This is a genomic window from Neobacillus sp. Fa239, assembly GCF_055395235.1.
The window spans coordinates 3456140-3467500 of the sequence record NZ_AP041611.1; the positions used below are offsets into that span (position 1 = coordinate 3456140).

Here is an 11361-nt window from a genome sequence, read left to right on the forward strand (position 1 = left end):
TATGCCCTGTCTAATTTGATTTGGGGCTGATTCATTTAATCTAAAAATTAATAGTCCATTTTTCGGTAATACCTTCTAATCTCTAAGGAATGATTTCTTTCCCGTTCAAGATATGCGCTGATCCGTCCGGTCAAGGCCCAGTTCAAATTGACGGCAAAATGCTTTCTAAATTCTTCACTGATTCCTTCCAGCGGGTAATCTTTTGTATCAAGAATGAATAGTTCCTTCGTGATCTTTTCAGCAAATCTTTCCACGCGCTCCATCAACGGACGGGTTTCGTCTTCTCCCTTAAACAGTAATACACTCGTATCTTCTTCCACAAGTTCAAGGGTACCGTGGAAGAATTCGGCGGCATGGATTGATCTGGCTTTAATCCATTGACATTCTTCCAGCACACACATTGCATAGGAATAGGTATTACCCCAAAGATTGCCTGAGCCGACTAGCATGTGATATCCCGTATCCTTATGCTTGATGGCAAATTGCTCAGCCCGAGAATCGAATGCTTCCAGGGCGTTAACAATACCTTGAGGAAGCAAAGCGATTTCCTTCGCAAATTGCTCATATTTTGGAAACTCATCATTGTTATGGATAAAGCGGAAAGTAAGCAATTGTAGGTGTATAAAGAACGAATCGAATGAATGCTTTTCGTGTCCTGCTAAAATACAGTGGTCAACAAGTTCCGCCAGTGGTGTGCCTTCTGCTGCCACTAAACCGACGGTTACCGCACCTTTGTCTTTACAGAATTGGGCGGCAGCCACCGTTTCTTTCGTAGTTCCGGAAGCAGACGCGAAAATACAGACCGAATCTTTTGATAAATGGCGATTGTTCATCACTAACAATTCTGCAGCAATCTCGGCATGAACCTTCAATGAGGAATTAGACTTAAAAATGTATTCAAATGGATACATCAAGGCTACCGTTCCGCCTGATCCTATCAGAAAAATATTTTTAAAGCCTTTTTCAGAGATCCCATCAACTATTTTTTCTATTTGCTCTCTTTTGGCAATGGCCTGCTTTCCTGCATACTCTAAAAATGTGTCCTGCTCGAATTTTAACATGTAAATCCCTCCAATTTTGCTTTAAACTTTTTATAAGAATCTTTGAAATGCCTCTTCGACAAATCCAATTGTGAAACTAAAAATGATAATTGTGCCTTTGTTTGGTATATACCATTTTTAAAAGGGAGGAAGAGAAGGAAAGCTCTCCATCCCCCTATTCAGCAAAATTGCGCGAAATTATCCGATGAGATTAATATTCCATTTTCCGATAATATCTTCTAATTTCTAAAGAATGATTTCTTTCACGTTCCAGGTAGACACTGAGACGTCCGGTCAAGGCCCAGTTCAGATTAACGGCAAAATGCTTTCTGAATTCTTCGCAGATTCCTTCTAACGGATAATCTTTCGTATCAATAATAAACAATTCATTCGTAATTTTTTCTGAAAATTTTTCCACACGGTTCACTAGTGGCCTCGTTTCGTCTTCCCCCTTAAACAGGATGACACTTGTATCTTCTTCGACCAGCTCAAGGGTGCCGTGGAAAAATTCTGCCGCATGGATTGATTTGGATTTGATCCATTGCATTTCTTCTAAAATACACATGGCATAGGAATAGGTATTACCCCATAAATTGCCTGCACCAACCAACATATGGTATCCCGTATCCTTGTGTTTGATGGCAAATTGCTCAGCCCGGGAATCGAATGCTTCCAGTGCGTTGACAATCCCTTTTGGAAGCAAAGCGATTTCATTTGCAAATTGCTCATATTGAGGGAATTCATCATTGTTATGAATAAAGCGGAAAGTAAGCAATTGTAAATGGATAAAGAAAGTATCGAAAGAATGTTTTTCATGTCCAATTGAAATGCTGTAATCAACCGCTTCAGCAAGCTTTGTCCCCTCCTGCGCTACTAAGCCAATCGTTGTTGCTCCCTTTTCCTTGCAGAATTGGGCAGCTGCCACTGTTTCTTTCGTCGTGCCGGTAACCGATGCGAAAATACAAACTGAATCCTTGGATAAATGACGATTGTTCATCACCAATAGTTCTGCGGCAATTTCGGCATGAACGTCCAAAGTAGAATTGGACTTAAAAATATATTCAAACGGATACATCATCGCAACGGTTCCGCCCGACCCAATTAGAAAAATATTTTTAAAGCCCTTCTCGGAGATTCCATCAACGATTTTTTCAATTTCCTCCCTTTTGGCAATGGCTTCCTTTCCTACATACTCTAAAAATGTGTCCTGCTCGAATTTTAACATGTGAATTCCTCCAATTTTGTTTTATATTCCTTTTAAAATTTGATATCCGCCGATTGGCTCTACCATATGGTATATACCATTTTTAAATGAAGAGAAGGAAAACCTACCATCCTTCCCTATTAGGCCAAACTGCACCAAATCACCCTTTGACACTTCCGGCAGACAACCCGCGGACAAATTGCCTTTGGAAAATGATATAGGCAAAAATCATTGGAAGCGCGGCAATGGCCAAACCGGCCAATTGAATGCCAAAGTTGGTGTTCAACTGGCTTCTTAAGTTCATCAAGCCTACCGGAATTGTCCTAAGGCTTGAATCTTCAACAAATACAAGCGCAAACATAAATTCATTCCATACATTCATGGCGGTTAACAAGGCGCAAGAAGCAATGATCGGTTTCCCCATCGGCAAAATGATGTACCTGTAAACCTTCCAGCTATTGCAACCATCCAGAATAGCTGATTCTTCGAGCTCAGCCGGAATCGAGAGAAAATAGGATCTCATCAAGAAAATCGAAAACGGCAGCTGAAAGGCAACATACGGAACAATTAAGGCCCCATATGTATTGTATAAGCCTATTGCCTGCAGGATTTTATAAAGCGGGATTAAGCTTACCTGCGGCGCCAGCATCAAACCGCTCAAAATGATGACCAGCATGAAGGTCTGCCCTTTAAAGCGAAAGCGGCTAAGGCCAAAGGCTGCCATTGAGCCCAACAGCAATACGGCAAGAACAGATGATACAGTGACAATAACACTATTTAAGAAATACTGGCCAATGCCTGCATCCCATGCTTCCTGGAAGTTGCTCCACAACCATTGCTTTGGAAGACTCCACGTATTTAAAAAGAAATCACTATTTGACTTCAGCCCGCTTAATCCAAGCCAAATGAGGGGGTAGATAATCACAAGGGCAAAAATCCCAAACCAAATGAGAACAATGAATTGAAAGAGCCGGTCTTTCATTTTCGCTACAGACATTCCGGATGCTTTTGTCCGAACCTCCCTTAATTCACTAGGAGTAACAATAGGTTCATGTTTGGCATTCATCCTGCCTTACACCTCCTGTCCCGATTTCCCCAATTTCATTTGAAGCAGGGAAAGGGTTAGAGTAATGATAAATATAATGGTACCAATCGCGGAAGCATAGCCCATTTCATCATTTCGGAATGCCGCACGATAAAGCATGGTTCCCAACACTTCAGTTGAACGACCCGGACCTCCATCTGTCATAACATACACTTCATCAAATACCTTGAAGGCACCAATGACGGTGATAACCGTTCCGACGAGTATCATTTCCCTGATTTGAGGAATAGTGATGCTCAGGAAAGTCCTGACTTTGGAAGCACCGTCAATCAAGGCTGCCTCGTAATATTCAGCCGGTATTTTTTGCATGGCAATTAAGAAAAGCATCACCATGTAACCGGTATATTGCCATTGCGAAACAAAGATGACCGCGAACATGGCCGTTTTACTATCTCCAAGCCAGTCATGGGCCCAGCCTGCGTGCCCGATGAATTTAAAAAAGGCGTTAACTAATCCAATTTCAGGATTATAAAGAAGCTGCCATACCAAGCCGATAACAGCCAAGGAAATAACCGAAGGGATAAAAAAGACGGTCCGGAAGAAGGGTTGAAATCTTCTAATCAATTTATCTTCCAAAATCCCGGCAATCACTAATCCAAGGCCTACCTGAAAAGCAAGTGAGATGACGGCATATAGTGAATTATCTTTCAGGGATGTATAAAATACCGGATCCGTAAAAAGGCGTTTATAATACTCGAAACCGACAAACGTTTTTGACGCATCAAACGAGCTCCAACTAAACATGCTATTATACAGATTAAAGACAATCGGTATAAATACAAAACACACAATCACAAGGAAGGCTGGCAAGATATAAAAAATAGCGATTTTGTTATTTCCAAGTGCCTTCACTCTATCCCTCCTTCTGAGGGGGCAAGCCGTTTTTTTCTGCCTGCCCTTTATTCTTAGTTATCACTCTGAACCTGTTTCGCCACACTTTGAACTTCTGTAATGACTTGTTTTGGTGTCTTCGTTCCGTCAAGCAGCAGCTGGGCATTGGATAAATAGGAATCTGCCACTTTGGCATTTATATCCGTATCAAGCCATATTGCCATACCGTCCTCTTTATTAATAAAGTCAACACCTTCAGCCACTTGTTTTATTGCATTTTGCGATGTTGTCGCACCTTTAACCGGGCTTGGCCAGCCAAGTTGTGTCGTAAGCTTTGCCCCTTCTTCTTTGCTTGTTAAAAATTTCAGGAACTCAATGGCTTCTTTTGGATGCTTTGTTTTGGATGAAACGAGGAATCCATCCGGTGCACCGGTGATCATATTTTGATCGCCTTTACCTCCGGAAATAGACGGCATCGGGAAGAAGCCCCAATTTCCTTTCATGGCCTTTTCTACATCCGGGAATTCTACCAGCTCAAGATAGAACATCGCCCCTTTTCCCGCAAAGAATAATTGCTTTGCCATATCATGTGAAGTTGAGTTTGCATTTTTCATGAAATAACCATTTTTATTTAAATCGACAAACATCTGTAAGGCTTGTACATAACCCGGATCTGTAAACTCACCAGATTTAGGGGTATAGTCCTTCATACGGACATCCTGCGGTACCAGCTTTTGGTTTAGACCTGTCAAGTAATGGATGGCAGCCCATGGATCCTGGTTACCAAAGATAATCGGCGTCACACCATTTTGCTTTAAGGTAGCTAGCTCTTGGTTAAATTCATCCCATGTTTTTGGTTCTTGAAGATTATATTTTGCAAAGATTGATTTATTGTAAACAAAGAACTTCGCATCAAGGTCAATTGGAATTCCATAATTTTTCCCATCCGTTTGGAATGGCTGAAGGGATGAAGAGATAAAACTATCTTTCCATGCCGTATCTTTATTTAGGTAAGGGGTTAAATCCAAAGCTGCGCCTGCACGGACAAATTTTCTCGCAAATTCCCCTGACCAAGAAAAGAAGATATCAGGTACATCATTGCCGCCAAGGATGACGCGAAGCTTGTCCTTGATTGGTCCATCTGCAATGGCGTCCGTCTGAATGACAATATTGGGATGAAGCTTTTCAAAGTCTTTTACCACTTGGTCAAAATAAGGGTGATTTTCTGGTTCAGGCCACTTGTGCAAAAACTTTAAGACGATTTTCCCTGATCCATCGGAAGATGATGAGGTGGAGTTGGAACACCCAACCAATAAGACACCAACCATCAACATGACTGCCAATAAAATATTTGCTTTTTTACGCATTCAATGAACCTCCTTATTTTTTATTCAAAAAACAATCAAATCGAAAATCCGTGCTGCCACCTCCCGGTTGATCTTTTATCAAAAATTCCATTCTATTTGGATTAGAATGAAATCCCATACCCAAAAGCGCCTTCTACAAGACAGGTTCTTGCCGCAAATTTCGCACCCGCTTCCATACTGCTTTTGATAAGAAGCGGCTCATTTTGCGTTTCTTTTTTTCCTAGCAGATAATTGGTGATAAACGCCGTGAAAAATGAGTCTCCGGCACCCAATGTATCGACAGGTTTGACAAAATGCGGTTCCTGGCGGTAGAAGGTATGCCCATCATAAACGATAGAACCGCGGGAACCCAGAGTGCCAATCGCGAGTTGACTGCCATAGGAATGAACCTGTTTTAATAGATTCACAGCTTCCTGATTGGACAGGTGCCCGCATGATAGTAAACTGACATCTACATACTTGCAGGTACTTTCTAACATCTCATCGGTATAATCAGCTGAGAAATCAAATGTAACGAGTATGCCGGTGCTTTTCAGCTTTGGCAATTCCGATTCCATGCCGCTATAAATGCTGCTGTGGGCGATTTCAAAGGTATTAATATAATCTAAGTCGTCTTCTGTGAGGACAATCGGATGCTCCTTTTGTACACCGTCACTTCCTCCTATGAAAACGCGGTCACCATCCACCAAATCCACCTGCGCGTAAGGATTTTCACCGACATGCTTCCGGCAGTGGGAAATATCAATCTCTAATTCTTTTAACGTTTTGATAATATGTTCAGCAGCACGGTCATTACCAAACACCCCTAAGTAAGCGGTTTCAATCCCTAGCTGTTTCGCATAAACGCTAAAGTTCAGCGCGTTTCCGCCCGGGTACATTGTTTTTTTATGAAGATACATATCAACCACATTATCGCCAACACCGATCACTTTCATTACTCTTACCTCCTAATTCTTTATTTTGGTATATACCATTTTAATTCAATGTTTAATATGGTATATACCATTTGTTCGAGAGCCGAATCTTATTTTAGATTCGATTCCGAGTAAAATCTGACAATATCACTTCTGGTTAATGAGGTGGAAAATTCCATTTCCTGTTCATTTCGGTCATAAGCAACAGCCTCTTGTAAAATGCAAGGACTTTCTGAGCGGATTTTGAGCAGTTTGCTTTCACTTTCTGTTGAGAAGGTAACCTGCATATGCGTTTTTGCTTTTACAAGAACAATTCCGTACTGATTTTCCAATATTTGATAGAGCGAAGAATTGTCCGTAATGATCTTGTCAATGTTAGGTGCAAGCTTTTCAGGAAGAAAGGATTCTTCAATTGTTATGGGCATTTCATTGACCAGCCTCAATCGTTTTATGGCAACCATCTCTTCACCAGCCGGTAAATTGAATTTATGGGCCAAAAACGGCTTTGCTTTGAGTTTTTTTATGGACAAAATTTGTGTAGATGGAATGAACCCTCTCGTCAACATGATGTTCGTGAAACTGTTAAAGGTAATAAAGTCCATTTCAATTTTATTGTTAGAAATAAACGTTCCAGCCCCGACCCGCCGTTCCACCACTCCCTCTCTTTCTAAAATGGACAGTGTATGCCTGGCAGTCATCCGACTAATACCGTAAATTTCGGCTAACTCTCTTTCGGAAGGCAGCTTATCACCATGTTTCAATTTCCCCATTTCAATATCATCGAGAATTTTTTCCTTTAATTGTTTGTAAAAAGGAATGGCTTCATCGTCTGTATTCTTTCTGTGCATCATTATGTCCCCTATTAAATAAATTGATATCTACTTTTATTTTATACGATTCTGGCAATTTACAGCAAATGGTATATACCATTTGCTGCATTTTTTATAGAACGAAGGACATAGATGATTAATCATGTTTTCAACTGAAATATTAAGCGTTTTCATACATGGGATTGAAAATATACTTAAATTGATATTATATGCAGGCGACACTGAGGTATAGACAAAGTCTTTTATCGTGTGTGATTAATTTAAAAATATTACAAACTTTATCATATGTCAACATATTTTTTAATTTTTCAGATTATTAAAAATACATTAAAATAACTAGAATATTTTTTATTAGCCCCCACCGTTTCAGCTTCGTGGTGTGTATGGGAGAATCTTTGATATAATACGCGGAAGAAAAAAACAATCAACCCCGTTAAAGGCTGACTGCTTTCAATTATCCTATTAAAATGGAACCTTTTTATAATATCTTCTTGTAGTAAGCGGATGCTCACGATATTTTTCCAAATAGCAGCTGACCCTCTCGAGTAATGTTGCAAACACAATCGGTGAAACAAAAGCTCTTAATTCTGGCGAAATACCTTCGAGTTCATAGTCTTTTGAATCAAACACGGTCACTTCTTTTGAGAAATTGAAGGCAAAGCGCTCAACTCTTTCGGCTAATGGACGTGTTTTGTCTTCTCCTTTAAATACAAGAATGCTAGTATCCTCTTCCACCAATTCCAATGTTCCATGGAAGAAATGGGATGCGTGGACAGGACGGGTTTTAATCCATTGCATTTCTTCTAAAATACACATTCCGTAATAATAGGTTTGTGCCCAGTCAATGCCGGCGCCAGACAGAATGTGGTATGGTGTGTTTTGGTGCTTCAACGCAAAGGCATTCGCTCTTTCTTCTGTTTCTTCTTTAACCTTTAATAAAGCAGCAGGAAGGTTTTCCATTTCCTCAACAAATTGCTGATATTGAGGAAATTCATTGCGTCTATGCATCAAGCGAAATGCTAACAAGTAAGATTGGATATAGAAGGATTCACAAGATGTGTCATCTTCTGCGAAGTTGACAAAGGTATAGTCCGTTAATTGTGCTAACGGTGTATTTGCATGGCCGACAAGACTGATGGTGGTTGCACCTTTTTCTTTCGCCCATTTTGCTGCTTCGACAGTTTCCTTTGTCGTTCCCGAAAGCGAAGGCATGATAACTAAAGATTTTTTACTAAAGTGGTTATTGTCAATCAACATTATTTCAGATGAAATTTCTGTATATACTGGCAGAGTGGAATGGTTTTTTAAAATAAACGCTGCTGGCTCCATTAAGATGACAGCGCCGCCTGTACCGACGAAAAATACATTCTCGATTCCTTTTTCTAAAACTTCATCAATGGCTGTATCAAATTCATCTTTCAATGACAAAGCACCATTTTGGATCTTTAAAAATCTTTCAACGTTAAAGTTAAACATCATTTACGCCTCCATTTTATATTGTTATAACCAGTGGTATATTACCTCTGGACACAATATAACATGACCAACAAAAGAAAATCAATTATTTTTCGAATTTTTTAAAAATTAAACATAGCCATTGGCATTGTGATGACAGCCGATTTATTCCGGCTGCCATTTTTATATCTCCTCCGGCCGGTAAACTTCACTTTCAAACCGTGCCTTGTAAGCGGGGTATCGCGATTTGACAAATTCGAACGGAGAACCATCCTCCATAAAACCTAGGCTTTGAAATAAAACAATAGGGCTGTCCTTCTCAATATTTAAGTAGGCGGATTCCCTCATATCTCCTTTTTTTACTTCTATGGATCTTTTCGCTTTATAAATGGTAATCTCATGCGACTCAAGAAATGCATAAAGAGACAAATCGGAAAAGTCCGTACGAATTAATTCGGGGCAGATATTCAATGGGATATAGCTACTAACGAGGCAAACCGGCTCATTGTCCAGGAATCTTAAACGTTCTAATAAAAACACCTCTGTACTGACAGGAACCTTAAGCATTTCTGAAACATCGGAAGGGGCAGGTGTAACAATCTGCTGGAGCACCATGGAGGTGGGCTTTTTATGCTGCCTGCTCGCATCTTCGTGAAATCCAATAAATGATTGCATAGCATGGTCCGTATATTTTTTATCCGCAATAAATGTCCCCTTCCCAGGGAGCCGAACCACTTCCCCTACCTGATTGAGTTCCTCCAATGCCCTTCTGACGGTAGGGCGACTGACACCGAATATTTCACATAATTCACGCTCAGAAGGAATCGGGGTGAGCGGAGAAAGATCCTTGAATTGCATCAGTATCTTTTCCATTAGTTGCTGGTAAAGCGGTGGTAAGCCGCTTTTTGTCGTTTCCATATTTTTATCCATAATAAAAATCAGTTCCTTTACCACTGGTAATGTTTGTTTAACAATATCATATCTATTTTAACTGATTAATACAACATTATTAAATTAAATACGTTTACAGTTTGCAAAATAAAAATCTTGATAATTCATTATTACCATAGGTAATGTGAATCTGTTTACGGATTCCTTACATAGTTTGATCAATCAAAAGGCGTAGAATTTAAAAAATAAATCACGAGCATATAATCGATTGCATTTCATTTTTGTAAAACATTAACCGTTCGAAGCCGAAAACCATTAATACAAAATTGCAGCCTTCATATAAATATAAAAACTGGTATTGTCCGAAGTGTTATCCAGAGGTGTTAGAAGCACATTGCTAATTGCCGAGGAAGAAATAAGATATAGGAGGGAATTGACAATGAAAGTAAAATACAAAGACGATAGTATATACGGACCAGGTCTAACAGATTTCCCTTATCAGGAAGGTGACTATGTAACGATTGTTGTTCGCTATTGGACAGTTAAAGAGGACGATGAAGTTATTTTTTATCATGGCCATATAACACAATTAGAGGACGAAAGGGTAGGTTTTTGGGCCATTTTAGATGATGACCCCAATCAGGAGGAATTTTTTCACTTTGGAGATATAGAAGCGGTCTTTGACGGTGATAAAATCCCCTTTCTTGATGGCTGGACTAAACGTAGAGAATAATTGCAAACAGTTGCATTAAAACAATAAAAGCCAACTCATTAATGAGTGGCCTTATTTTTTGTTATCTGACTTAATTACTAAAAATAACGAGTAATTAAATAATTTTAAAAAAGGAAGATTATAGTTATTAAAGATTGAATGCCATTTTACATCACCTAGGAATTAATATGGAGTGGGTGATGAGAATCAAACTCACAACATCAGCATGGAAGGCTGAGGTTTTACCACTAAACTACACCCGCAATATAAAAAGGATCATGGTGGCTCAGGACGGAATCGAACCGCCGACACAAGGATTTTCAGTCCTTTGCTCTACCGACTGAGCTACTGAGCCGTAATCTTGTATTGTGCCCTAAACATTGATTGTGGTAAGTCCTTCGTCCCCATCTCAGAACGCTTATTCAAAATGCGGTTCAATTGGTGCGATGTGGATGATTCGAAAAAGTTTATTCGAACGTGCTCCACCCCGGCGAAATCTAATTTCCTGTTATAATCCAAAACCCAACATTTATTTAATTGGAGGCGGCAACCGGATTCGAACCGGTGGTAAAGGTTTTGCAGACCTCTGCCTTACCACTTGGCTATGCCGCCGTATTTTATGGAGCGGAAGACGGGATTTGAACCCGCGACCCCCACCTTGGCAAGGTGGTGTTCTACCACTGAACTACTTCCGCATATTTGGTGAGTTATTTTGCTATCGTAAAAAACTTTGATGAGCCATGAAGGACTCGAACCTTCGACCCTCTGATTAAAAGTCAGATGCTCTACCGACTGAGCTAATGGCTCATATTAGGGTTTCTCCCCTAAATATATATTGCAACAGTCAGATGCTCAAAAGAACTCTCGTTCTTTCTCGCAGATTGCCGCAGAAGCTTAATCATTGATGTAAGCAATCTGCTCTACCGACTGAGCTAATGGCTCAAAAAAAATGGTGGAGGATGACGGGATCGAACCGCCGACCCTCTGCTTGTAAGGCAGATGCTCTCCCAGC

The 11361-nt window shown here is 40.1% G+C and carries 10 protein-coding genes and 6 tRNA genes (1 of these 16 running past the window's edge); 1 reads left to right on the top strand and 15 read right to left on the bottom strand.

The genetic code is table 11. From position 1 onward, the window contains the following. Positions 1 to 47: 47 nt before the first annotated feature. From ACZ5XR_RS16785 to ACZ5XR_RS16825, 9 genes are all read right to left on the bottom strand, one after another. Positions 48 to 1061 carry an SIS domain-containing protein gene (locus ACZ5XR_RS16785; protein ID WP_464497461.1) on the bottom strand — a complete coding sequence of 338 codons (1014 nt, stop codon included), beginning with the start codon at positions 1059 to 1061 and terminating at the stop codon, positions 48 to 50. Between the two features lie 190 nt (positions 1062 to 1251). Then, positions 1252 to 2265 carry an SIS domain-containing protein gene (locus tag ACZ5XR_RS16790; protein WP_464497462.1) on the bottom strand — a complete coding sequence of 338 codons (1014 nt, stop codon included), beginning with the start codon at positions 2263 to 2265 and terminating at the stop codon, positions 1252 to 1254. 139 nt (positions 2266 to 2404) lie between these two features. Continuing rightward, positions 2405 to 3310 carry a carbohydrate ABC transporter permease gene (locus ACZ5XR_RS16795; protein WP_464497464.1) on the bottom strand — a complete coding sequence of 302 codons (906 nt, stop codon included), beginning with the start codon at positions 3308 to 3310 and terminating at the stop codon, positions 2405 to 2407. Between the two features lie 6 nt (positions 3311 to 3316). Next, on the bottom strand, positions 3317 to 4201 hold the full coding sequence (locus ACZ5XR_RS16800) for a carbohydrate ABC transporter permease (protein WP_464497465.1): 885 nt from the start codon (positions 4199 to 4201) through the stop codon (positions 3317 to 3319). A 53-nt stretch (positions 4202 to 4254) separates the two neighbouring features. Beyond that, positions 4255 to 5547 (bottom strand): ABC transporter substrate-binding protein, encoded by a 1293-nt coding sequence (locus ACZ5XR_RS16805; RefSeq protein ID WP_464497466.1) that lies wholly within the window; start codon positions 5545 to 5547, stop codon positions 4255 to 4257. A gap of 101 nt (positions 5548 to 5648) precedes the next feature. Beyond that, positions 5649 to 6482 (bottom strand): fructoselysine 6-kinase, encoded by an 834-nt coding sequence (locus ACZ5XR_RS16810; protein WP_464497468.1) that lies wholly within the window; start codon positions 6480 to 6482, stop codon positions 5649 to 5651. An 89-nt stretch (positions 6483 to 6571) separates the two neighbouring features. Next, positions 6572 to 7312 (bottom strand): GntR family transcriptional regulator, encoded by a 741-nt coding sequence (locus ACZ5XR_RS16815; RefSeq protein ID WP_464497469.1) that lies wholly within the window; start codon positions 7310 to 7312, stop codon positions 6572 to 6574. A gap of 441 nt (positions 7313 to 7753) precedes the next feature. Beyond that, positions 7754 to 8770 (bottom strand): SIS domain-containing protein, encoded by a 1017-nt coding sequence (locus ACZ5XR_RS16820; RefSeq protein ID WP_464497470.1) that lies wholly within the window; start codon positions 8768 to 8770, stop codon positions 7754 to 7756. Positions 8771 to 8929: 159 nt separating this feature from the next. Continuing rightward, positions 8930 to 9664 (bottom strand): GntR family transcriptional regulator, encoded by a 735-nt coding sequence (locus ACZ5XR_RS16825; RefSeq protein WP_464497472.1) that lies wholly within the window; start codon positions 9662 to 9664, stop codon positions 8930 to 8932. A 412-nt stretch (positions 9665 to 10076) separates the two neighbouring features. Here ACZ5XR_RS16825 and ACZ5XR_RS16830 point away from each other — a divergent pair, with 412 nt between their 5' ends. Beyond that, positions 10077 to 10370, top strand: coding sequence for a hypothetical protein (locus ACZ5XR_RS16830; protein ID WP_464497473.1), 294 nt, complete (start codon positions 10077 to 10079; stop codon positions 10368 to 10370). Positions 10371 to 10538: 168 nt separating this feature from the next. Here ACZ5XR_RS16830 and ACZ5XR_RS16835 read toward each other — a convergent pair. From ACZ5XR_RS16835 to ACZ5XR_RS16860, 6 genes are all read right to left on the bottom strand, one after another. After that, a tRNA-Gly gene (locus tag ACZ5XR_RS16835) sits at positions 10539 to 10612 on the bottom strand. 16 nt (positions 10613 to 10628) lie between these two features. After that, positions 10629 to 10704, bottom strand: a tRNA-Phe gene (locus ACZ5XR_RS16840). A 183-nt stretch (positions 10705 to 10887) separates the two neighbouring features. Further along, positions 10888 to 10961 (bottom strand) — tRNA-Cys (locus tag ACZ5XR_RS16845). An 8-nt stretch (positions 10962 to 10969) separates the two neighbouring features. Next, positions 10970 to 11044, bottom strand: a tRNA-Gly gene (locus tag ACZ5XR_RS16850). 39 nt (positions 11045 to 11083) lie between these two features. Continuing rightward, positions 11084 to 11156: transfer RNA gene (locus ACZ5XR_RS16855), tRNA-Lys, on the bottom strand. A 143-nt stretch (positions 11157 to 11299) separates the two neighbouring features. Then, positions 11300 to 11361, bottom strand: a tRNA-Val gene (locus tag ACZ5XR_RS16860) (it continues 14 nt past the right edge of the window).